Annotated in this window: 24 protein-coding genes; 11 read left to right on the top strand and 13 right to left on the bottom strand. The window is 33.9% G+C overall.

Annotated elements, in window-relative coordinates; genetic code table 11:
* Nucleotide 1 precedes the first annotated feature (1 nt).
* Genes BM227_RS02765 through BM227_RS02795 form a run of 7 tightly spaced genes read right to left on the bottom strand, consistent with a single transcriptional unit; the run spans nucleotide 2 to nucleotide 6,924 of the window.
* Entirely contained in the window at nucleotides 2-1,516 is a 1,515-nt protein-coding gene (locus tag BM227_RS02765; protein WP_092911152.1) for a GspE/PulE family protein, read from the bottom strand.
* Nucleotides 1,503-3,350, bottom strand: coding sequence for a type II secretion system protein D (locus BM227_RS02770; protein ID WP_092910965.1), 1,848 nt, complete (start codon nucleotides 3,348-3,350; stop codon nucleotides 1,503-1,505). Before BM227_RS02770 ends, BM227_RS02765 begins: the two co-directional genes overlap by 14 nt.
* Entirely contained in the window at nucleotides 3,337-4,146 is an 810-nt protein-coding gene (locus BM227_RS02775) for a PDZ domain-containing protein (protein WP_177201962.1), read from the bottom strand. Before BM227_RS02775 ends, BM227_RS02770 begins: the two co-directional genes overlap by 14 nt.
* On the bottom strand, nucleotides 4,130-4,657 hold the full coding sequence (locus BM227_RS02780; RefSeq protein WP_092910969.1) for a hypothetical protein: 528 nt from the start codon (nucleotides 4,655-4,657) through the stop codon (nucleotides 4,130-4,132). Before BM227_RS02780 ends, BM227_RS02775 begins: the two co-directional genes overlap by 17 nt.
* Nucleotides 4,654-5,064: a hypothetical protein gene (locus tag BM227_RS02785; protein ID WP_092910971.1), complete on the bottom strand. Its 411-nt coding sequence runs from the start codon at nucleotides 5,062-5,064 to the stop codon at nucleotides 4,654-4,656. The genes BM227_RS02780 and BM227_RS02785 overlap by 4 nt, the downstream gene beginning before the upstream one ends.
* Complete coding sequence (locus tag BM227_RS02790) at nucleotides 5,061-6,050, bottom strand: hypothetical protein (protein WP_092910973.1); 990 nt, start codon at nucleotides 6,048-6,050, stop codon at nucleotides 5,061-5,063. The genes BM227_RS02785 and BM227_RS02790 overlap by 4 nt, the downstream gene beginning before the upstream one ends.
* On the bottom strand, nucleotides 6,004-6,924 hold the full coding sequence (locus BM227_RS02795) for a hypothetical protein (protein ID WP_092910975.1): 921 nt from the start codon (nucleotides 6,922-6,924) through the stop codon (nucleotides 6,004-6,006). The genes BM227_RS02790 and BM227_RS02795 overlap by 47 nt, the downstream gene beginning before the upstream one ends.
* 122 nt (nucleotides 6,925-7,046) lie before the next feature.
* Between BM227_RS02795 and BM227_RS02800 the strand changes: the two genes are divergently transcribed.
* The 9 genes from BM227_RS02800 to BM227_RS02840 all read left to right on the top strand — a co-directional run bounded on the left by BM227_RS02800 (nucleotide 7,047) and on the right by BM227_RS02840 (nucleotide 15,665).
* Nucleotides 7,047-7,946 (top strand): PDC sensor domain-containing protein, encoded by a 900-nt coding sequence (locus BM227_RS02800; RefSeq protein WP_092910979.1) that lies wholly within the window; start codon nucleotides 7,047-7,049, stop codon nucleotides 7,944-7,946.
* Between the two features lie 13 nt (nucleotides 7,947-7,959).
* Nucleotides 7,960-8,571 carry an imidazole glycerol phosphate synthase subunit HisH gene (gene hisH / locus BM227_RS02805; protein ID WP_092910981.1) on the top strand — a complete coding sequence of 204 codons (612 nt, stop codon included), beginning with the start codon at nucleotides 7,960-7,962 and terminating at the stop codon, nucleotides 8,569-8,571.
* A 21-nt stretch (nucleotides 8,572-8,592) separates the two neighbouring features.
* The gene (gene hisA, locus BM227_RS02810) at nucleotides 8,593-9,300 is read left to right on the top strand and encodes a 1-(5-phosphoribosyl)-5-[(5-phosphoribosylamino)methylideneamino]imidazole-4-carboxamide isomerase (RefSeq protein ID WP_092910983.1); all 708 of its coding nucleotides are present in this window, start codon (nucleotides 8,593-8,595) and stop codon (nucleotides 9,298-9,300) included.
* 60 nt (nucleotides 9,301-9,360) lie between these two features.
* Nucleotides 9,361-9,738, top strand: a complete 378-nt coding sequence (locus tag BM227_RS02815; RefSeq protein WP_092910985.1) for a chemotaxis response regulator CheY — start codon at nucleotides 9,361-9,363, stop codon at nucleotides 9,736-9,738.
* Nucleotides 9,738-10,568, top strand: a complete 831-nt coding sequence (locus tag BM227_RS02820; protein WP_092910987.1) for a 50S ribosomal protein L11 methyltransferase — start codon at nucleotides 9,738-9,740, stop codon at nucleotides 10,566-10,568. Before BM227_RS02815 ends, BM227_RS02820 begins: the two co-directional genes overlap by 1 nt.
* A gap of 2 nt (nucleotides 10,569-10,570) precedes the next feature.
* A complete protein-coding gene (ftsH, locus tag BM227_RS02825; protein WP_092910989.1) occupies nucleotides 10,571-12,574 on the top strand; it encodes an ATP-dependent zinc metalloprotease FtsH in 2,004 nt (667 codons plus the stop codon).
* The gene (locus tag BM227_RS02830) at nucleotides 12,574-13,203 is read left to right on the top strand and encodes a phosphatidylserine decarboxylase (protein WP_092910991.1); all 630 of its coding nucleotides are present in this window, start codon (nucleotides 12,574-12,576) and stop codon (nucleotides 13,201-13,203) included. Before ftsH ends, BM227_RS02830 begins: the two co-directional genes overlap by 1 nt.
* Nucleotides 13,190-13,915: a CDP-diacylglycerol--serine O-phosphatidyltransferase gene (gene pssA, locus BM227_RS02835; RefSeq protein ID WP_092910994.1), complete on the top strand. Its 726-nt coding sequence runs from the start codon at nucleotides 13,190-13,192 to the stop codon at nucleotides 13,913-13,915. The genes BM227_RS02830 and pssA overlap by 14 nt, the downstream gene beginning before the upstream one ends.
* A 199-nt stretch (nucleotides 13,916-14,114) precedes the next feature.
* Nucleotides 14,115-15,665, top strand: coding sequence for a 2-isopropylmalate synthase (locus BM227_RS02840; protein ID WP_092910996.1), 1,551 nt, complete (start codon nucleotides 14,115-14,117; stop codon nucleotides 15,663-15,665).
* Nucleotides 15,666-15,698: 33 nt separating this feature from the next.
* On the opposite strand, the gene BM227_RS02845 is transcribed toward BM227_RS02840, so the two are convergent.
* The 6 genes from BM227_RS02845 to trpS all read right to left on the bottom strand — a co-directional run bounded on the left by BM227_RS02845 (nucleotide 15,699) and on the right by trpS (nucleotide 21,349).
* Complete coding sequence (locus tag BM227_RS02845; RefSeq protein ID WP_092910998.1) at nucleotides 15,699-18,029, bottom strand: tetratricopeptide repeat protein; 2,331 nt, start codon at nucleotides 18,027-18,029, stop codon at nucleotides 15,699-15,701.
* 9 nt (nucleotides 18,030-18,038) lie between these two features.
* A complete protein-coding gene (serS, locus tag BM227_RS02850; protein ID WP_092911000.1) occupies nucleotides 18,039-19,283 on the bottom strand; it encodes a serine--tRNA ligase in 1,245 nt (414 codons plus the stop codon).
* A gap of 100 nt (nucleotides 19,284-19,383) precedes the next feature.
* Nucleotides 19,384-19,599, bottom strand: a complete 216-nt coding sequence (locus BM227_RS02855) for a hypothetical protein (protein ID WP_092911002.1) — start codon at nucleotides 19,597-19,599, stop codon at nucleotides 19,384-19,386.
* Between the two features lie 27 nt (nucleotides 19,600-19,626).
* Complete coding sequence (crcB, locus tag BM227_RS02860) at nucleotides 19,627-20,007, bottom strand: fluoride efflux transporter CrcB (RefSeq protein WP_092911004.1); 381 nt, start codon at nucleotides 20,005-20,007, stop codon at nucleotides 19,627-19,629.
* Complete coding sequence (locus tag BM227_RS02865; RefSeq protein ID WP_092911006.1) at nucleotides 20,007-20,357, bottom strand: DUF190 domain-containing protein; 351 nt, start codon at nucleotides 20,355-20,357, stop codon at nucleotides 20,007-20,009. Before BM227_RS02865 ends, crcB begins: the two co-directional genes overlap by 1 nt.
* A gap of 5 nt (nucleotides 20,358-20,362) precedes the next feature.
* Nucleotides 20,363-21,349 carry a tryptophan--tRNA ligase gene (gene trpS / locus BM227_RS02870; protein WP_092911008.1) on the bottom strand — a complete coding sequence of 329 codons (987 nt, stop codon included), beginning with the start codon at nucleotides 21,347-21,349 and terminating at the stop codon, nucleotides 20,363-20,365.
* 107 nt (nucleotides 21,350-21,456) lie between these two features.
* Between trpS and BM227_RS02875 the strand changes: the two genes are divergently transcribed.
* Nucleotides 21,457-21,834: a DUF6394 family protein gene (locus BM227_RS02875; protein WP_092911010.1), complete on the top strand. Its 378-nt coding sequence runs from the start codon at nucleotides 21,457-21,459 to the stop codon at nucleotides 21,832-21,834.
* Nucleotides 21,835-21,840: 6 nt separating this feature from the next.
* A complete protein-coding gene (locus tag BM227_RS02880; protein ID WP_092911012.1) occupies nucleotides 21,841-23,547 on the top strand; it encodes a potassium channel family protein in 1,707 nt (568 codons plus the stop codon).
* Nucleotides 23,548-23,550: the final 3 nt, after the last annotated feature.

Here is a 23,550-nt window from a genome sequence, read left to right on the forward strand (position 1 = left end):
GTTAAATATTCATACCTATTCGTACTGCTTCAGCAAGTGAAGTCTCACCTTGCAAAAGCATAGTTTTTAGATAGTCAGAGAGTGTAGGGATGCCTCTATTTTTCATATATGCTCTAAGGTCAGTATCATCTTTTGCCTCTTTTAATGCATGTTTGGCATCATTATCAAGCATAAAGAGTTCTGCTATAGCTTTTCTGCCCACATAACCTGTGTAATTACAATGTGGACACCCTTCAGCAGTAAAAATTTTAGCACCAGATGGCAGATCGTAAGCTTTCGCATAGCTTTCAGCAAGTGTGTCCTCTTTTTTGCAGTGAGGGCAAAGCTGTTTTACAAGTCTTTGGGCAAGAACGCCAAGCAGGGCGGAAGAGACAAGAAAAGGTTCAACTCCCATTTCTGTAAGACGTAAAGGGGCTGATGTAGCATTATTTGTATGGAGTGTTGAAAATACCAAGTGACCTGTCAATGCAGCCTGAATAGCAATTTTTGCAGTTTCGGCATCACGAATCTCTCCGATCATAACAACATCGGGGTCTTGCCTTAAAATAGATCTTAAGCCGGCTGCAAAAGTTAGTCCAACGGCTGGATTTGCTTGAATCTGATTGATATTGTCTGCTTTATACTCTACAGGGTCCTCTATGGTAATAATATTTTTTTCAGGTGTTGCTACCTCTTGCAAAAAAGAGTGGAGCGTAGTTGATTTACCGCTTCCTGTTGGTCCGGTTACAAGAATGATCCCATATGTATAGCGCAAAAGTGATTCAAGTCCTTCTACAATATCAGGAGGGAAACCAAGCTCTGGTAGATGAGGTATTGATTCACTCTCCATCAAGATACGCATAACTACTCTTTCGCCATGGTATGTAGGAAGAACAGAAACCCTTATGTCAAGAGTACGTTTAGCAATGATGACTTGCGTACGACCATCTTGAGGAATACGCTTTTCACTGATATCTAAGTTAGAAATAACTTTAATACGGCTGATTATGAGATTTGTAACTGATTTGTCAAGGTCAACATGATTAACCAATGTACCGTCAATACGAAACCTGACTGATCCTTTATGTTCGTGTATCTCAATATGTATATCACTGGCTCTCTTTTTAATAGCTTGATAAAAAAGAGAGTTTACAAATTTAATAATAGGTGCAGACTCTTCTGCATTTAAAATATCTGAAGATGTTTTTAGAAACTCTGTAAGTGAAAGCTCTTCCTCTTCTATTTCATCTTGTGACTCTTCTTGGAAAGACTCTATAGCTCTGTCAGTTCTTAATTCAAGGTATCGATTGTAGAGTTTGTCAAAAGACTCTTCATCTATAAACTTAGGTTGTAATTTAATGTTAAGTACATCTATGAAGTTTATAGCTTGAGAAAGGTATCGGCTATTTACAGCTATTACTTTTTCATCATTAATTTTAGTTGGTAAGGCGTAATGTTTGATTGCTAGATCAATATCTATGCCTTCAGCATCTATAGGTTCAAGGCTTATATCGTGATAAGGCTCAATCTTCAGCATGTTTTTTGAGCCTTTCAACAGCTTTTTCATAATACTCGCTTCTCAATTTTTGAAGTTCTGTTAGTTTTTCACGCAACTCTGAAAGTGAGCTTGAAGAAGGAATTATGTAAGGTGTTAAAGTAATCACAAGATTTACATTATCATAGTCAGTTGTGTCATGGGTAAAAAGTTGACCTAAAATTGGGATATATCCTAATAGAGGCACTCTAGAAACACTATTGGACTCTTTCTTTTTAATTAGTCCGCCAAGTATAACTGTTTCACCATTTTGTACTATTGTAACTGTTTTTACCTCACGATCTAGTGTTGTAGGTGTACCTGTAGTCGTACCAGTTGATCCAAGTACATCTTCTATGGATGCTGTTATTTCTAGAGTAACTTTCTTTTCATTTGCAACTCTTGGCTTTACGCTCAGTTTTAAACCAATTTTTTCACGTTTGTATGTGCTTACAGGTAAATCTGTTGTCGATGTTGCTGTTGAAGTGCTTGTTAGTATTGATTGTGTTTGTCCTACAAAAATTGTTGACTCTTTGTTATCTATACATAAAATAGATGGTTCAGAAATTATATCTGCAGCACCATGTGTTTGTAAAAAGTCTATAGCACTTCCTAATGCTAATCCTTCACTTAAAACAGGTATAGAGATCATACTTGCTAATGCTCCATCTAATGCAACAGTTGGACCGCCAAAATTTGCTGCAAGTGTAAACAACCCTGCATTAGAAGCTTTTCCTGCTTGTAGACCATATTTTGCACCAATCTGAGCAGCTTTGGTTTTACTGATCTCAATAATTCGAGCCATTACATAGACTTGCATCTTCTCTTTATCCATCGTTTTTATAAGATCTTCTACCATATCTAGTTCACTTTTTGGACCAATAGCTACTATACTGTTTGTTCCAATATCCATAGAGAGAGTTGGTCGCATACGCTGATCATCATATTTTTTACTTTTTACTATGTCCATAATGCTTTTAAAGAGTACTTTTACATCATTGTTATAAAGTGGTATAACTCTCATTGATTGTTCAATTGGAGTTGCTTCATTGTCCATATTTACAATCAACTTTTTTATAATTTCTATATTCTCTTTACGACCGATTATTGTTAAACTTTTTGTCTCTTTCATAGGTAATATAGTAATTTTGTCTTCTTCAACTCTTGGATTAAATAGAGTAGAGGCAATTTTTGTAGCTTGAGTATTTGCAGTTGTTACAGGCAGATTTTTTAGTTTTACAATAACCAAACTCTTTTTTGTATCTTTTTGAAGAGAGTCAATAACTTTTTCTATTGTCTCTATGTTTTTAGGGAAATCACTTAAAATCATTAAGTTTTTCTCTTTAAAAGTTACAAGTTTTGCACCCTTTGAGATCATATGTCTTACTTTTACTGCTACTACGTCAACATTCTGGTTTTTTACTGGTATGATTTTTGTTACCATTTGATGGTTGTTAGACAATTCACTATCAGTAGTAACAATTGGTAGAGCATTTTTTACAGCTTCATTAAGTTTTATAACTCTTAAAATATCGCCATCTTTGACTATGGTATAACCTTTAGTTGCAAGAACATTAAGTAATATATCCATTACTTCACGTTTTTTTACCGGTACAGTAGAGATAAAGTCTATACTACCGTTAATTTTTCCTTCTAACAAGATATTTTTTTTAATAATTTTTGCTGTTAGTTTTATATAGTCTGCAATTTTCATATTTTGAATATTAATATTTACATTTTCATTTGGTTTTTTTATAATTATTTGATCTTTTGTATTGTTTGCAATTAGAGAGCAGTTTAATAGCAGTGACAAAAGTAGGATTTTAATATATTTCATAGTTGAATTCCTTTTCAATTCCGTTGCGTAATATTTTTATTTTAAGATCTCTGTATTTATTAATATTTTTATAAATATCAAATGCTGCTTTATAAGTTTTTATAGGTTTATCATTAACTTCAACAATAATGTCTCCTTTTTGCAATCCAAGTTGTGAAAAAACAGAACCTTTTTTGACTGATTGAATCTTAAAGCCCGCAATTTTACCATGTTTTATGATCTCTTTTATCGATATATCTTTCCAGATTGCTTTGAAGTCAGTACTATACTTTTTAACCAGATTTTTAGGTACTAATCGTACTGGCTCTTCTTCATCTGTTTGAGTTAATATTTTTTTTGGTTCAACTGGAATTGAGCTGTCATCTTTAAATGAGAGTTTGTAGTGTTGATTGTTTCTAATAAATATAGCTTCATATTTTGACAAACTGTCTAATTTGTACCCTTTGTATGTTTCCCCAACAGAAAGTATGTGTTGTTCTTTATCTTTTTTATCATAAAAGACTACAAAACCACTCTTTTTAGACTCCATATATATACCAGTAAGTTCCATATCATCAATTTTATAGAGTGGCTGTTTTGGTTTAACATCTTCTTTTTTTGTTTTGCTGTTTGTAGTATAAAAAGCATTTTTTATATTAAATCTCGTATATGGTGGTGTAACATCAGGAACAGTTATTTTAGTTACACCAGTATGTGGTAGAGTCATAAGTAATCCAACCATTATTGCTTTTATGACAACAAAGATGATAATTAATCTAAATATTAAAGATATGCTATTTTCAGAGAGCTTTATCATAGATATATTGTCCATTTATTGATTTCATCATGCTTAGTGTATTGGCATGGTTTTTTTTCATATTTGCTGATGGTGTAAGTACAATGTGTAACTTTCTTGTTTTTAAGTTTAAAGTTCCTACTGCTTTTCCAAAATTACCTTTTGACGCAAGATGAATATTTAGAGGATCTAATATAGAGTACGTTACTACTGCTTCATTAATTTTTTCAGGAAAAAATATTTTCATTGTTTTATCAAGCTTAATATTTTCTATTGTAAGTTTATTGTAAAAAAACAGTGGCAATAGTGATGTATCAGATATATTTGCAACAGTTATATCATCATATAAAAGAGATATATCTTTAACTGAAAAAATAAATATTTTATCTGATGGTGTTTCATCTGATAAAATGATATGCTCTTTTTTCAATATCTGTTCTAATTTATAATATAAATCAACTTTTGGTAAAAGAGCAATAGTAATCAGAATTGTAAAAACTATATAGCCAATAATTTTAATTAAACGTTTCAAAATATTACCTCCGCTTCAATGCGGGTTATATTTGTATCAGTTCTATCAATATCTATACGTTTAACTCTCATAGTTGAGTTAAAAATTCCTTTTACTAGCATATCTAAATCACTTTTTTTAATTCCACTAATTTTGAAATTTGCTTTTGTTCTTTTTATATTTTTTTCAATTTTAACATCTTTTCTGTTTTCAACTTTTTTCAATAAAGAGATTAACTTTTTCCTGTTTTTTTCAGGTGTATTATAGTTTTTCTCTAGAGCTTTTATGTAGCGTCCAATTGATTCAAGTTTAGCATTTACATTTTCAGTTTCAACTATCTTTTCTTGAATCATATGAGATTTGTATGCTACTGGAATTAAAATTAACAAAGCGGCAAAGAGATACCAGTAAGGTTGAATATATTTCATATCTCTGCCTTGATTTTCATTATTTTAGATTTTACTTTTATAGATTTAAGGGTCAATATTTTTTCTAGATACTTCTTTATTTTTTCTGCATTTTTGTCATTATGCAAAGAGATCTCAATAGAGACTCTTTTATCTGAAAGTGTTAATTTTCTAATAAATTCATACTTTCTATTTAGTGGTATTCGAAGCAATTTTGAAAAGATTTGTCTCTTTGAAATAATTTCATCTTTTATTGATTCCAGTTTTTTTATACGTGCCCGACGCTGGTAGCCAGTTTTAGGAATGTTATAAGCTTCATATAAATTTTTATTTTCCAATACTAGTTTGTTATATGCTTTATAATATGTTGTATATTCAACTATATAAATTACAGCAGCAATAAAGAGAGCGGCAGATATTTTTAATATACTTGAACGATCAACGGAGAAAGGGAGTCTTTTTGATATGTAGATATTAGTAGCTTTATAATTTGAAGCAAGTTTTAAAAACTCATCTAATGATACACTATCTTCTATAAACTCAGAAGGTAATTTGCAGATAATGCCATTATCATTAACAAGAGAGTATCCGTTTTTTAGATCAACAGGTTTTTCTATTAGTTTTATAAAGCTTTGTATAAAGTAGAATCTTTTTATCTTAGTTAAGTCAATACCTATAGACTCTAGGTATTCAGCGATCTTTTCTTCATCATATGCATAGATGTAAAACCATCCGCTCTCTTCTGCATATTCAGCAATATATTTATAGTTTCCATCTGGCAGACTGCCATCAAAAATAGCAGGCAGCAGTTTTTTTGCTTCATGAACCTTTTTTACAGGTAACTGCTCTTTTTTTACCCAATAAAAAGATGTAGAGAGTATGAGTCCAGTACAATTTTGCAGAGATGAGTTGTTCATCCCTTTGTCTACAAATTTTAGGTTCTCTGAACTGGCTTTCTTTTTAAAAAATAGTTTTTGAATATTTGATTGAAGTTTTTTTAATATCATAATAAAATTCAGTTCTGCTCCAATTATCATTATGTGTCAGTTCAATTGAACATTGCAAGAGTGGTACATATGTTTTTACTCCTGCTTTTGTTAGATCATTTTTTGCATTTCCAGATATTCCAGCATCTTCAAACTTTTCAACTGGAAATATGTCTCCTTTAGCTTTTAAATTTGCCAAACTACCAGAGTCAATTTCTGGTGAAATGGCTGCTACTAAAGTTGGATCAATATAATTAAAGTCGATCTCTTTATTTCTAAAACTAAAATATCTTTCCCACGGTATATTTAAAGCTCTATAATCTTCGCTTTTAAGCGCATAAAAACGAACAATTTTTTTAAAACGATCCATACTCTCTATAGGTCCTTGTTTGAACCATGGATCTTCTATCACTATCTCTGTCTCAATATACCGTTCTAGCTCATCACTATCAATAGAGTCAGCTATAGTGCTAATAAGTTTTTCTGGATCTGCTATTTTTAATGAATTAAATAGAGCAAAAACTATATCGTAGCATTTGTGAAACTCTGCTGAATCTATGTTTTTACCCAAACAATTTGGGTTAAATCCATAAGCTCCGCTTTTACAGTTCATCTCTATGTGAATACCACTTTTTTCATCATTTAAAATAAGCGGAAGTGATGTCAGCATATATAGACCCAAAGAGTCATTAATATCTTTAGATTCAGATTTTAATATTGATTTTAAATCATTAAAAATCAGATTTGATTCAGTATAAAAGTTTGTTGCATTTACTTTACGCAGAAAGTATTCACTTTGTGTCATTATTGCAGTTACTGTTATGCCGAGTGCAACAATAAAAAAGAGTGTTATTAGCAAAACTACTGCAGGGCGATCTGATTTTTTTAATAACAAAAAAACTCCCTTTCTTATTTACAAAATTATAACATATAAGGAAAGATGGTTTAACTTTTTGATTTTGAACATAATCTAAGATATAATTACTTACTTTATCTCATAATTAAGGTAATAATTCAATGGTTATAAAAGAGATACAGCAGTTTAGTGAAATTAGACCTAAAGCACGGGCATATTTATGCTATCTGTTATCACGCAATATTCCTAACCGTACTCCAGAAGTAACTTTAAATACAATAACCTCTGCCCTTAAAAAAATAAAAAAAGAGGTTAATGAGATCGATGCTTTTTATGTTTTGGATTCAAAGGGTCAACAGGTTATAAACAATATTAGTACTAATAGTAGTTATCGCGTAGGTGAAGGTGAAAATCGTGCAGACCGTGCTTACTATTATCGTGCGGTAAGAGAAAAAAGATGTATTTTAACTGATCCTTATCCTTCTAGAATAGAAGGAAAGTTGGTTGTAACAGCTGCTTATCCGGTTTACAATGAAAAAGGTGTGCTTCAATATGTTGTATGTGCAGATATACCACTAGATAAGCTGCTTCATATGGTTCACCCCTCTTCTGGAGAGACAGCTTTTGGACGTTTTACAAAATATTGTTATGCAGCCTTTTCTGTAGCACTGTTTGGTGTAGCAGTTATTCTTTTTATTAATGGTGTTAAAAGTTTTATAGTAGCAGAGTTTAATATATTGCATATTGATATAAAAGAGATGTTTGAAGCAACCATTCTGCTAACTCTTTCACTTGCTATTTTTGATTTGGTAAAAGCCATCTTTGAAGAGGAAGTGCTTGGGCAGCATAGGAAAGGCGAGGCAGACGATATACATAAAACAATGGTTCGCTTTTTAGGCTCAATTATTATAGCACTGGCTATAGAAGCATTGATGCTAGTCTTTAAATTCGCTATAATCGACCCTGAAAAATTGGTATATGCTGTTTACTTGATTGCCGGTGTAACAATGCTTCTTTTTGGGCTTTCATTTTATTTAAAAAGTATCAGAAAAGAGCGATAATTAAAGAGAGTTTATGATAGCAATAATTGATTATAATATGGGAAATCTAGCCAGTGTTCAAAATGCATTGGCAAAAATTGGAGCTGAGTCTAAAGTTGTTTCAGAACCTAATGATGTAAAAAATTATGACAAAGTTTTGCTTCCAGGAGTAGGGGCTTTTGGCGATGCAATGGAGCATTTGCGTCAAAATGGAATGGATGAAGCAGTTAAAGAGTTTGCTAAAAGCGGTAAACCAATGCTTGGAATATGTTTGGGAATGCAGCTTCTTTTTTCAAAAAGTTTAGAGTTTGGAGAGCATAAAGGGCTTAACCTTATTCCAGGTCAAGTTGTACCGTTTAATGATAATATGTTTAATAAACCTCATAAAGTCCCACATATGGGTTGGAATGAGCTTTTTGTACAGAAAGATACGCCTATATTTAGAAATTTACCAAAAGAGTTTTATCTATATTTTGTACACTCTTTTCATGCAGTAACTACAGATGAGTATGCCATAGGTAAAACGTGGTATGGATATGAGTTTGTAAGTGCTGTCCAAAATGGTAATATTTTTGGTATTCAGCCGCACCCTGAAAAGTCTCATGAGAATGGATTAGAGATATTGAGTAACTTTGTACAGATGTAAAATAAATGATGGAGAATTTTAATGGAGATATTGCCTGCAATAGATTTAAAGGATGGCAAAGCTGTTCGTCTAACAAAAGGCTTGATGGATAGTGCTAAAATTTACAGTGATGAGCCTTGGCAGTTAGCTAAAACATTTGAAGATATGGGTTCTAAATGGCTACATATAGTTGATCTTAACGGTGCATTTGCAGGAGAACCAAAAAATCTAGAACAGATTGAAAAAATTAGAGAAAATACCTCTTTAAAAATAGAACTTGGTGGTGGCATTAGAGATGAAGATACAATAAAACGTTATCTTGAGTTAGGAATTGATCGACTAATCTTAGGCTCAATTGCTGTCAAAAATCCTGATTTTGTTAAAGAGATGGCTGCAAAGTATCCTATAGCTGTTGGAATTGATGCAATTGATGGATATGTTGCAGTGGAAGGGTGGGCAGAAGTTAGTGAAATGAAGGCTACTGAGCTTGCAAAAGCTTTTGCTGACTGCGGTGTTGAAGCAATTATTTGCACTGATGTAGGAAGAGATGGTACACTTTCTGGAATAAATGTCGATTTTACTATAAGCATTGCCGAGGCAAGTGGTATAGATACTATTGCAAGTGGTGGTCTAAAGAGTATTAATGATATATTGGTACTGAAAAATACTGGCAAAGTTGCTGGTGTAATTGTTGGCAAAGCTTTTTATGAAGGATTGATTGATTTAGGTGAGGCCTTTAAACTTGTTTAAATGAGCTGAGTGTTAAAATTGAGCAATATATTCTACAAACTTAGATAAGAAGGATTTGCATTGAAAATCATGGTTGTTGACGACAGTTCTACAATGCGACGTATTATTAAAAATACATTAGGACGATTAGGGTATAAAGATCTTCTGGAAGCAGAAGATGGAGTTCAAGCTTGGGAATTGATGCAAGAGCATAAAGATGAAATAGGCGTATTGATTACAGACTGGAATATGCCTAATATGAATGGACTTGAATTAGTAAAAAAAGTACGTGGAGATGGCTCTTTTGAAGATATTCCTATTATTATGGTTACAACTGAAGGTGGTAAAGGAGAGGTTATTACTGCACTTAAAGCAGGAGTAAATAACTATATTGTTAAACCTTTTACTCCTCAAGTTTTAAAAGAGAAGCTTGAAGCCGTTCTTGGCGTAAATGATTGATGCAGGGCACCTATACAGAGCTGACGGTTACTCCGTCAGCGCATTTAGAACTCTTTTTAGATTTTCTACAGACTATTTTTCCAGACACTATTGAGATTACTGAAAATTCACTGATTATTAGATCTGAAGAGAGGCTGGATGATGTTATATGGGGAGTGCAACAGTTTGCAGAAGCACTTTCTAAGCAGTTTGGAAAAGAAATCAGTGTAAAAACTGTAACTGAGTCTAAAGAGAATATAGATTGGATCTCTAAATATCGGGAAGCAATTCGTCCTGTTGAAGTGGGTGATTTTTATGTATATCCAAGCTGGGAAGCACCAAAAGATGGAAAAAGAAATATAATGATTGATCCTGCATTGGCATTTGGCTCAGGTCACCATGAAACTACTGCCAGCTGTCTGCAAGCAATAAATAAATATGTAAAAGAGAAAGATACGTTTTTAGATGTTGGCTGTGGTAGCGGGATACTTGGTATTGCTGCATCAATGTCTGGTGCAATAGTAGATGCTTGTGATACAGATCCTTTAGCTGTTGAAAATGCACAGAAAAATTTTGCTCTAAATAATCAATCTATACGTAATATATGGGAAGGTTCAGCTCCTGCTGCAAAAGAGCAGTATGATGTTGTAGCCGCAAATATAGTAGCTGATGTATTGCGTATGATTGCAAAAGACTTAAAAAAATGTACTAAAGATAATGGATTATTGATACTTTCAGGAATACTTGATACAAAAGAGAGTTCTATTGAGGAAGTTTTTTCTGAACTTGAACTCATAGAGACAATCGCCAAAAATGAGTGGCGAACCAAAATTTATAGAAAACAAGGATAAAAATGGCGGACAACAATCCAAAAAAAGATCCAGATAACCAGAATTTTTTCAATAAAAATCCTCTGCTTACATTTGCGATCTTTTCTCTGCTTATCATAATACTTTTTAAAAGTTTTATAGGAACACAAGAGGGGCAGTTTGGTTCTCAAAATCAGACTGCATTTGGAGCGGCACCTGTTACACAAACAAAGACTATTCCGTATAGCGATCTTAAAAAGATGATCAAAGAGGGACGAATAAAATATGTCTCAATTGGTCAGACATTAATAAAAGCAGTTTCAAATGAGGGTGGATTTAAGATCCTCTATATTGCTAAAAAAGTTGGTGAAGACAATACTCTTATTCCTTTACTTGATAAGATGGGTGTTGAGTACAGCGGATACTCAGAAAGTAACTGGCTTGGAGAGGTACTTTTTGGCTGGGTACTTCCAATACTCATCTTTTTTGGTATCTGGATGTTCCTTGCAAGCCGTATGCAAAAAAGCATGGGTGGCGGAATTTTAGGAATGGGCAGTGCCAAAAAACTGGTAAATGCAGAAAAGCCTAATGTCAAATTTGATGATGTTGCCGGTGTAGAAGAGGCAAAAGAAGAGGTAATGGAGATAGTTGAGTTTCTTAAATTTCCTGAGCGTTACATTAGGCTTGGAGCAAAAATTCCTAAAGGAGTTTTACTTGTAGGACCTCCGGGAACTGGTAAGACACTTCTAGCAAAAGCTGTAGCAGGGGAAGCTGATGTTCCATTCTTCTCTGTAAGTGGATCAAGTTTTATTGAAATGTTTGTAGGAGTTGGTGCTGCAAGAGTACGTGACTTGTTTGAACAGGCAAAAAAAGATGCTCCGGCTATTATTTTTATAGATGAGATTGATGCTATTGGTAAAAGTCGTGCTGCAAATGGTCAAATAGGTGGTAATGATGAGCGTGAACAGACGCTTAATCAGCTTTTAGCTGAAATGGATGGATTTAGTTCAGATACACCTATTATAGTATTAGCGGCTACAAACCGCCCTGAAGTTCTTGATCCTGCGCTACTCCGTCCTGGACGTTTTGACCGTCAGGTTCTTGTAGATAAACCTGATTTTGAGGGACGAATTAAGATTTTAAAAGTACATGTTAAACATATAAAAATGTCTGAAGATACAAGTATTGAAGAGATTGCAAGACTTACTGCCGGATTGGCTGGTGCTGACCTTGCAAATATAGTTAATGAAGCTGCTTTGCTTGCAGGACGAAAAAATAAAGATCAAGTAGAGCAAGAAGATTTTATTGAAGCAGTAGAGAGAGCAATTGCTGGTCTTGAGAAGAAGTCTAGACGAATTTCACCAAAAGAGAAGCATATAGTTGCATACCATGAGAGTGGTCATGCATTGATTGCTGAAACAACACCTGGTGCAAAGAGTGTCTCTAAAGTCTCAATAATTCCTCGTGGTCTTGCTGCATTGGGGTATACTCTAAATACACCTGAAGAGAATAAATATTTGATGCAAAAACATGAATTGATTGCTGAAGTAGATACTCTTCTTGGTGGTAGAGCTGCTGAAGAGGTCTTTATAAAAGAGATTTCAACTGGTGCAAGCAATGACTTGGAGAGAGCTACAGATATTGTAAAAGCTATGGTAAGTCTTTATGGTATGAGTGATGTAGCTGGACTGATGGTTCTTGAAAAACAGACAAACCTCTTCCTTGGTAATGGAATGAGTCAAAAAGATTACAGCGACAAAACTGCCGAGGGAGTAGATGAGTTTATTAAAAACTTTCTTGATGAGCGTTATAAGCATGTAGTGAATAGACTTAAAGAGTACTCTGAAGCAATAGAGGAAATTGTTAAAGAGTTATTTAAAGCAGAAACTATTGAAGGTACAAAAGTTCGTGAAATAATCAGTGAGTTTGAAAAAAAAGAGGGGATTCCTACAAAACTGGTTGCGAACAAAGAGAGTTTGAAAGATGAACTTCTTGAAAAAGATCAGGGTGAAGATGATGAAAAGGGTGATGATAAGAGGGATAAATAATGACTAAAAACGGCTTTTTCCTCCCAAATGGGTGGCAATTTCTTATACCATTATGGGGTATAACTTTAGTTATTCTGATTTTTAGTGATGAAGTAATTTTAAATCTATTTTTGCTGGCTATTAGTTTTATAGCCGGCTATATTTTTTATATACCTGAGCGCACTCCTTTTGAAACATCTTCTTCAGCTGTTATTGCACCAGTGGATGGTGTTGTAAGCAAAGTAAATCAGGTTAATGGAAAGACAGTTATTACAATTGAAAAGAGTCTATTCGGCTCAAGTGCTGTTCGTGCTCCTGTCAATGGTTCAGTTATGGTAAAAGATATAAGACGAGGAATTTTTCTTGATAAGTTAGATCCTAAAGCTAAAGATTTAAATGAACAAGCAACTATCTCTTATCAATGGGGAGATGATATTGTAAATATATCTCTTAAATGTGGCTTTTACTCTTGGGGACTTGCATCTTTTTCACAAAAAGAGAGAGTTCTTGCCGGAGAATTTCAATTACAGATGAGTGATGGTGTAATAGAGATAGAGTTACCTGAAAATGTAAAAACTGAAGTATCTTTTGGTGATAAAGTATTAGGCGGATATTCTGTTATAGCTTACGGACGAGATGACATCGCGTAATTTTCAGATTATTTATCTGCTCCCAAATCTCTTTACTGCAGCATCAATTTTTACAGCTGTAATATCGATTACAGCTGCTATTAATGGAGATTTTGAAAAGTCTGCTTGGTTGATTTTTCTTTCGCTTGTATTTGATGGTTTAGATGGTAGAATTGCCAGACTAACGCATACAACCAGTAAATTTGGTGTTGAGTTTGACTCACTTGCCGATATAGTCGCATTTGGTGTTGCTCCTGCTATGCTTCTATACTTTTATGTTGGACAAGATTATGGCAAGTTTGGTACTCTTGTGATGGCACTTTTTATAATTTTTGGTGCAATCAGACTTGCCCGATTTAATGTAATGAGTCCAAATGTTGATCCTACCGTATTCATAGGTATTCCTATTCCAACTGCTGCTATATTTGTATCGATTTGGGTTTTAATGTTTCTAAGATATGACTCACTGAATAATTATAACTGGCTTCTTCTTGTTGGAACACTTTTTATTTCATTATTGATGGTAAGCAATATTAGGTATCCAAGTTTTAAAAAGATAAATTTAAAAAAACCAATGCTGACAAAGATTCTAATTGCACTAATTAGTTTTTCATCTTTGATGTATCTATATCCTGTTGAAGGTTTTACGCTAATCGTTACACTCTATATGTTGTGGGGAGTTGTAAGAGCTGTTTATACTCTTGCTAGAAAAAAGCTGCCTTTGCATTCTTGATCCTGTTATGCTATATTATATGGTATACTTACAAGATTTAAAAAGAGGAGACATTATGTTTGGAACCGACATAGGTCGGATCAAAGCGATCAAATACTTACCTAAAATAGAGATTAAAAACACACTTCTGCACCTCTTCTTCTAATACCAATTTTTTAAAATACTATTTTCATACAAAAAAATAACTCAAGGATATACAATGCAAAAAGAGAGAGTTTATATATTTGATACCACATTAAGAGATGGTGAGCAAAGCCCTGGTGCATCTATGAATACAGAAGAGAAGATTAAAATTGCAGCTCAGCTTGAGCGTCTTGGTGTTGACATTATTGAAGCAGGGTTTGCAGCTGCAAGTCCTGGAGATTTTGATGCAATAAGACGAATTTGTGAAGTTGTAAAAAAGAGCACTGTCTGTTCACTTGCTAGAGCAGTTGAAAGAGATATTGTTAAAGCTGGAGAGTCTCTTAAAGATGCAGCTAATAAAAGAATTCACACATTCATAGCTACCAGCCCTATTCATATGGAACATAAGCTTAAAATGACACCTGATCAGGTGATAGAGCGTGCAGTAGAAGCTGTTAAACTTGCAAAGAGTTTTACAGATGATGTGGAGTTCAGCTGTGAGGATGCCGGGCGTAGTGAAATGCCATTTTTAAAAGAGATTTTAGATGCAGTCATAGAAGCAGGTGCAACTACTTTAAATATTCCAGATACAGTAGGTTACCGACTTCCTCAAGAGTTGGGGGAGATGATAAAAGAGTTGCATGAGCATGTTGGTGACAGAGCAATTATATCTGTTCATTGCCACAACGATTTGGGTCTTGCTGTAGCTAACTCTCTTTTTTCTGTAATGAATGGAGCAAGACAGATAGAGTGTACCATTAATGGTTTGGGAGAGCGTGCCGGAAATGCTGCTCTTGAAGAGATTGTTATGGCTATGAAGACACGCTCAGATGTTTTTGGGTTTGTTGAAACAGGAATCAATACAAAAGAGATATATCCTACAAGCAGGCTTGTATCTGCAATTACAGGCATAGAGCCTCAACCTAACAAGGCAATTGTTGGTAAGAATGCTTTTGCACATGAGAGTGGAATTCATCAAGATGGTGTTCTTAAGTGTCAAGAGACATATGAAATTATGAAAGCCGAAGATATCGGCTTAGAGAAAAATAGAATCGTTTTAGGTAAGCACTCTGGACGACATGCCTTTAAAGAGAGACTTGAAGAGTTAGGGTTTGATTTGAGTCAGGAGGATTTAAACAGAGCATTTGAACGGTTTAAAGTTCTTGCAGATAAGAAAAAAGAGATTTTTGATGATGATATACGAATGCTTATTGCCAATGAGATTACAAATATTCCACAAACTTTTGAATTGGTTGGACTTCAAATAGCAGACTGCTCTGCTGGCGTTCCAAGTGCTGCTGTTACCATACGACATAATGATAAAGAGATTACCGATGCAGGTATAGGTGATGGTACAATAGATGCAATTTTTAAAACAATAGATAGAATAAGCGGACACACAGGACTTTTAAAAGATTATAGAGTTGAAGCTGTTAGTCAGGGCAAAGATGCTTTGGCAAAAGTTGTTGTCAATGTACAGTTTGATGATAGTAAAAGTGCTGTTATAGGACATGGATTAAGTATAGATACAATGCTTGCAAGTGCAAAGGCATATATAGGAGCTTTAAACAGTTACCTCTCTATGCTTCCTTCAGATTGTCAAATAGATAGTTGTGAGGGAGTTTAAATTTTGCGCCCCATTGGGCGCATTTCCTAACTCTTAATTCCTAGCTCTTAACTCTTTTTTTACAATATCAAAATCAAAAAACTTAGATTGAAATATGCCGTCAGGAATTTTTCCAAACTGAATGGCTGCTGCTTTTATGTTTTCTTGTTCAAGATATAGAAGCCCCAAAGCGTATCGGCTTTCATAATTATTTGGATCTTCCAGTTTTGCAAGTTCAAAGAGTGCTACAGCGTTTGCAGTATGTTTAGATCCAATTGCTGCAATTCCTGCAAGAAAGAGTGTTCTGCTGTCTTGATGTTTGTATTGATCAACCAGTTGGTTAAATAGAACATAAGCCTCTTCAAATCGTTTAAGATAGATATTGCTTTGAGCCAATGCTTCAATAATTCCAGATGGCTCTTCAGTCTCTTTCATTAATTGCTCTTCAAGCTGTTTGACAAATGGATATAACGTACCAGTTATAAATCGTAAAAGAATAAAATTTTCACGAATAAATGTGCTTCCATAATATACAGAATTTAAATCGATAGTATGATGCTTTAAGTAATTTATTGCTTTTGCTGAAAATGTCTTAATGTCTGTTTCATTGGACATCATTATGAGGTTTAGCATATTGGTAATGACATTTCTTGGCATACTGTTATACAAAATTGTAGTTTTTAGCTTTGCGCGATGGTGATCGCCTAGATTTGATGCTATAAGTATATCTAGTATCAAGAATATTGGGCGATTTTCATGTTTTGAATCAAGCCATTTAGATGCTGCAGTAATATTTCCTTTGTAGTAGTAAAATAGTGATTGATAAAATAGTTGAAGAGTTGTAGGGTCTATAAACTTACGTAAATCTTCTTGTAAAAATTTTTCTACTTGAGGAATATGTTTGTGAATTAATGCTTCACAAAAAAGAGAAAAAATTCCAGAAAGAAAATTTGATGAATCCAAATGATAACTTCTTAAAAAATGTTCATGTGCTTTGGTATAGTTTCCTAGTTTGGCATATGTTAATGCAAGATTATAGTGTAAAATAGAGTGGTTTGGATAGTGCTTAAGTGCTTTGTTAAATATCTCATTAGCTTTTAAAAGACGATTTTCTATTGCATATTTGATAGCTTTTGAAATCATAAGGTTTGCTCTTGATAGACTAGAACTGCGAGAGAGATACTTTGAAGCTTCTTCCTCTTCATCTACATAAATTGCAGCATTTCCCTTTTTAATATAATTAAGAGTTTGTGTTGCATTAAAAACTTTAAATGGTGCAAATTCAAAGATTAATTTATATGAAGTTGGACTTTTTATCAACTCATTGAGTGAAATTTTCTGCTGGGCTGCATCAACATCTGTAACTGCAGAAGATAATTTTGTTTGAATTGGATATACCTCATTAACCTTTTCTTTATAGTCACTTTCAAGCTCTTTTAGCAGTTTTGCTGCCTTTGAAGTCATTCTGTTTTTAAGATAGACAAGTGCTAATGATTTTTTGCTTTGCAGTGGATAGTTAGAGTTTGTAAGTGCTTTTTTAAGGTAATTTGCCGCTAATGAATAGTCTCCAATTCTTGCATACATTTGTCCTAAAATAAGATAATCATCCGGTCCTACAACTTTTTCAATATGATCAATTGCTTTCAAAGGATAAGATAATATAAGATAAGATGCAGCTGCAATATGATTTTGTTCATATGCATAGCTGTTTGTAGTAGAATGATTGATAGCACTTAGAATATCATAGTAGTTGCCTTTATAGTAATTTATTAAAGCAAATAGATAGCTGTATAAAGAAGAGTTGTATGTATCGGGAAGATAGGCTTCAGCCATTTGTATATAGTACGAAAATAGATTTTTATCTTTTAAATGAAGAGAACATACTGCTGCATTTAATGCACTGATACATTGATTTTCATTATTTTGAATAGCTTTTTTAAAAGAGTCAATTGCTTCTTTGTAGCGTCCTTTGCGCATTTGTGCCACACCAAGGTTGTAGTTTGATATAGATTCACTGTAAGTTGCAATCTGTTCAAAAAGTTTTAAAGCCTCTTTTTTATTGCCACGGGCATATAAAATATTTGCTTTTTTTATCATGGTTTCTATTTGAGATTTTATTTTAACGATTGATTTTTTTTCAGCAGTTTTTATTTTTGAAACAAGTTCATCTGTAGATTTACCTATTTCACTTTTATTGTTATTATTTTTTATAAAAAAAATAAGCAATAATATTAATAAAACTAATATTATTACTCCAATTATTATGAGTATAAGCCTCTTTTTTTTCTTTTCATCATCTTGGTTTTGAAGTGATTCATCATCTTTTGAAGACTCATCAGACTCGTCTTCTTCAATAATGATTACCTCTTCTTCTTCCTCAGCCATGACAAATCTTTACAGATACTTTTTCAATACTTCTGGAATAGTAATAGAACCGTCTGCTTGTTGGTAATTTTCCATTATAGCTATAAGTGTTCTACCTACAGCAAGGCTAGAGCCATTAAGTGTATGCACCAATCTGTTTTTCTTCTCATCTTTGTATCTGATTTTTGCCCTCCTTGCTTGGAAATCTTTTGTATTTGAGATTGAGCTGATCTCTCTATATTTGCCTTGTCCTGGCAGCCATACTTCAAGATCAACTGTTTTAGCAGCACTAAATCCCATATCTCCAGCACAAAGAAGCATATGACGGTGCGGCAGACCAAGTGAAGTTAGAAGCTCTGATGCACAATTGACCATTTCATTGAAAACTTTTTCACTTTGATCCGGAGTAGTAATAGATACAAGTTCAACTTTGTCAAACTGGTGCTGTCTGATGATTCCTCTTGTATCGCGTCCTGCAGAGCCAGCCTCTTTTCTAAAACAAGGAGTATATGCAGTAAGTTTTAGAGGCAGATCCTCTTTTTTTAGGATTTCATCACGAAAGAGGTTTGTAAGAGGAACTTCTGCAGTTGGGATCATATATAAAGATTCACCCTCAATTTTAAATAGGTCATCTGCAAATTTTGGAAGTTGGCCTGTACCAAAAAGAGATTCTTCGTTTGTCATAAATGGTACATAAACCTCTTCAAATCCACGCTCACGGTTGAAGTCTAGCATATAGTTTATAAGAGCTCTTTCCAATCTTGCACCCATAAAACGTAGTGCACTAAAACGGCTTTTTGCAATTTTGACACCACGTTCAAAATCTATCCAACCATTTGCTTCAGCCAACTCCCAGTGCTCTTTTGGTTTGAAGTCAAAAGTTGTTGGCTCTAGAACACGTTTTATTTCAACATTATCTGACTCATCAACTCCATCTGGTACATCATTGTCTGGTATATTTGGAATAGTTGCAGCTAACTCTAAAAGTTTCTCATCAAGAGTACGGAGTTCATCGTTTAAAGCAGATATACGAATTTTATTTTCAGCAACCTCTTTTTGAAGTTCGGTAATATCTTTACCTTCACGCTTATATTGACCAAAGAGTTTGCTTTTTTGGTTCTGTTCAGCCTGTGCAGCTTCTAATCTTTTTTGAACACCTTTTTTCTCTTCAAAGACTATTTTTAGTTTTTCTAGCAGTTTTTCGTCGATACCACGCCGTTTTAGAGAAGTAGCAACGGTATCGAACTCTTTTTCTAATTGCCGAAGATCGACCATGCGTTTCCTTAATATAGATATTTTTATTAGCTCTATTTTACTCAAAAATAGATTATATTCATATTGTTGAAACGATAGTCTCTCTGTTTATTCGTTAAAATTACTGTTTACAAGATAGTTCAAGCTTAATTGTAAAGTTATTTTCCTCTTTTTCTATATGAAATCGGTGCTTTTTGCAGTAATCTTTATTCATATGATTGGCAATTTTAAGAGCAGTATATTCTGCTTCTTCTGCTGATTCAAATGATTGAGGTAGATTAAGCTCTTTATCTTGTTTTGCACAACCACACATTTTTTCAATGTTAACTGTATACATGGACTCTCCTTTTTTTGTTTTGTTAAATTATCCATATATGCGCTTAAAAAGTGTCATTCCTATGGTTGTTGCTAAAATACATAAAAATGTATTAAGAGTAATATTAGCAAAAGCTCTACCCCACAGCCCTTCTTGCAGCATTGTTACTGTCTCTAGTGAAAATGTGGAGAATGTAGTAAGTGCTCCTAGCATACCGGTTATAATGAGTGCTTTTTGATGAGGAGAGATAACATTTTCAAAGTAAAGAGCCATAAAGCCTATAATAAAACTGCCTAAAATATTTACAGTCAGTGTTCCTATAGGAAATAGGGGAGAAAATAGTTTTTGTATCCAAGTGCTAATGGTAAAGCGTAATATTGCACCTATAAATCCACCGGTACCTATAGCTAAAAGAAGAGACAGTTGCATTAAAAATCTTCCTTACAACTGTGCTTGTAAGATACAACATCTACCTCACTGATTGTCATTAATCCCTCTTCAATAATTTTATCTGCAGAATCAAGGAAAGAGTCTATTTTCTCTTCGGTATCTATTATTTCAATAACAAGAGGCAGTTTTTGATTTAAACTCCAAATATTAAATGAGTGCAGTTCAGAGTGAGCTCCTATGCCTGCAACAGCTTTATAGACTGTTGCACCGGCAATACTGTTTTCTTTACATTTTGATAGAAGCACTTCCCATAAAGGCTTGCCATCTAGTTTATCTTCACTGCCAATATAGATGCGAAGTAATTTTCGTTTACCTATGTAATGTTTCATAACTTTTATATTTCACAAGAGATTTCAAAAACTGCTTTATTGGCTTTTTCCATAGTTTTTGCAGCTTCCTCTTTTGCGATTTTATTTCCTTTTTCTATGATTCCATCAATAGTATCATCGTCAAGTTTTGCACGTCTTTCTCTCATTGGCTCTAGTAGATTTTCTATGCTATTGGCACAAATCTTTTTACAGTCAAAACATCCAATTGTACCTGCTCGGCACTCATTTGCTATTTGCTCTACTGTAGCATTATCAGTCAATGCTTTATGATAGTCATATACCAAACAAACATCAGGATTGCCCGGATCATTTCGTCGTACACGCTGGGTATCTGTTTTTGCACCTCTAAGCTTTTGCCATACCTCTTCAGGAGTATCTGAAAGGAAAATAGCATTATTGTAACTTTTGCTCATTTTTCTTCCATCCAATCCAAGAAGTCTGGATGTTTGTGTCAGCATCTCTTTAGGCTCTTTAAATACTTCGCAGTTAAAGAGGTGATGAAAACGGCGAACAATCTCTCTTGTAATCTCTAAATGAGGTTTTTGATCTTCTCCAATAGGTACAACATCGGCTTGATAAAGTATGATATCAGCTGCTTGAAGTACAGGATATGTTAAAAATCCAGCAGTATGTATATCTTTATGTTGCATTTGTGCCAACTGATCTTTATATGTAGGGTTTCTCTCCAACCATCCAAGAGGGGTAATCATATTTAAAAGAACATACAGCTCTGCATGCTCTTTAATGGCACTTTGTACAAAAAGAGCGCTCTTTTCAGGGTCTATACCTGCAGCAATCCAATCTTTTACTAACTCTTTTCCCAAAAGGCGTAGGTTCAGTTTATCTTCATAGCTTGTAGACAGAGCATGCCAGTCAGCTACAAAAAAGTGACATTCATTATTTTCTTGTAAATTTACCCAGTTTTTTAAAACACCCAAATAGTGTCCTAGGTGAAGTTTTCCGGTAGGTCGCATGCCGCTGACAATTCGCATCAAACATCCTTAAAATTTTTTTGGCAATTATAGCCAATCATCATTTTAGAAGGGTTTAATTTGCATCGGATTAAAATTAGACACAAATTTTTAAAAAGGGTTTTCTTATGAATTTAGAGAAAGTCATTTCAGGCTTTTTTATTATTATGGCTCTTACACTGAATTTTGGTTTCTTTTATGGTGACCCTTCAGTGCTTGAACAGCATAACAGATATGAACTTTTTGCTGCAATTGTTGTAAACTTGATTGCTACAATCTATAAACTTGGAGATAAAACACAGCTTGGAGCGGTACTTCTTGCTACTAGTCTTGTTGCAGACATACAGTTGATTGGAGCTGCATCTATATGGGCATTAGGTGAGTATGTAACTGGAATGAATGTAGAGACGGTAACTGCTATTATCTCTTTTTCTGGCGGTGCATTGTTGGCAAATATTATTTCAGTTATACTCTTTACAGGTGATGTTCTAAAATCTAAAAGGTAACATACGTTGCAAAATAACTCATTATATCTGATCATTAAACGTATGCGTACTCCTATGTACGTATTGGTTGTGACTTTCTCTATTTCAATTCTTGGAATGGTTCTCATTCCTGGTGTTGATGATCAGGGTAATACATACCATTTAAGCTTTTTTGATGCATTTTACTTTGTATCTTATATGGCAACAACTATAGGGTTTGGAGAATCACCATATGAGTTTACATATCCTCAGCGTTTATGGGTAGGTTTTTGTATCTACCTGACTGTTGTAGGTTGGTTCTATGCTATAGGTTCAATAATTTCATTAGTACAAGATAAAGTATTGGCTGCACAGATAGCTTTGGCTCAATTTCAAAGAAAAATAAGAAAAATGGAAGATCCTTTTATTATCTTTGTTGGTTATAACTCTATGACCAAAGCTATTATAGACAGATTAACTGTTGATGGCATTAGAAGTGTTGTTATTGAAAAAAATGAAGATAAGATCAAAATGCTCTCTTTGCAAAATTATGCTATTGAAGTTCCTGCACTTGTCGGTGATGTTGAAGACCCAGAAGTCTTTAGAATAGCGGGAATCCATAAACATAATTGCAAGGCTGTTGTTTCTCTTTTTAATGATGATGCAATGAATTTGCAAGTTGCTCTCTCTGCAAAATTGATGAATAAAAATGTAACTGTTATTGTTGAAGCTACAGAAGAGGAGTATGCACAAAACCTTAAGACAATAGGTGCTGATATAGTTGAAAACCCTTTTAAAATAGTTGCAAAACGTATCTATTTGGCACTGAAGTCACCATCTCTTTTGATGCTTGAACAGTGGTTATATGGCGATCCTTTAGTTCTAAGAAAAAAAGATCGCCTTCCAAAAAGCGGAAAATATATAGTTTGTGGCTATGGCCGTATGGGAACAGCACTGGAAGTTGGTCTAAAACGTGCAGGCATAGATTATGTTTTTATTGAAGCTAGTCCTGAAAAAGCTGCGAAAGCTAAGCGTGGTGAAAAGGTGATCATTGGAGATGCTGATGATAAGAAGATACTTTTAAAGGCAGATGTGCAAGAAGCATCTTGTATAATTGCTGCAACAAAAGATGACTTGTTAAATCTTTCAATCATAATGGCTGCAAAGAGAATCAATCCAAAGATCTATACTGTTGCACGTGAAAATCGTTTGAATGATAGTATTGTTTTTAAAGCTGCCAAAATAAATCGTGTAATTATGATAGAAACTTTAATGGTAAAAAAGACTTACAATATTATTGCAAGACCTTTGGCAGACAGATTTATACGTTTAATGGGTTACAGAGGTGAAGAGTGGGGAAAACGTGTTATTACTCTTTTAAAAGAGCATATTAATAATAATCCTGAAACTCTGGAGACAGTAATAGATGAAAATCATGCTTATGCTCTTGTTAAGTATTTAAAAGAGGGAAAAGAGGAGTTGCCATACTCCATTTTGTATAGAAGAAGAGATGATTGTACAAAGAGCAATACGCTGTTAATTTTATATATTAGAAGGGGAGAGGAAGAGATTTTACTTCCTGAACCAAATATTCCAATACAAATTGGAGATGAAGTATTGATAGCCGGTACAAAAGATGCTTTTGAAGATGTAGAGTACATTATGGAAAATATTTATGAACTCTACTATGTATTGAAAGGCAAAGAGTGTGAGCTACCCATTGCCCGGAAGCTAATGTTGAAATTTAAGTGCTAAAAT

Source organism: Hydrogenimonas thermophila (assembly GCF_900115615.1).
GTDB lineage: Bacteria > Campylobacterota > Campylobacteria > Campylobacterales > Hydrogenimonadaceae > Hydrogenimonas > Hydrogenimonas thermophila.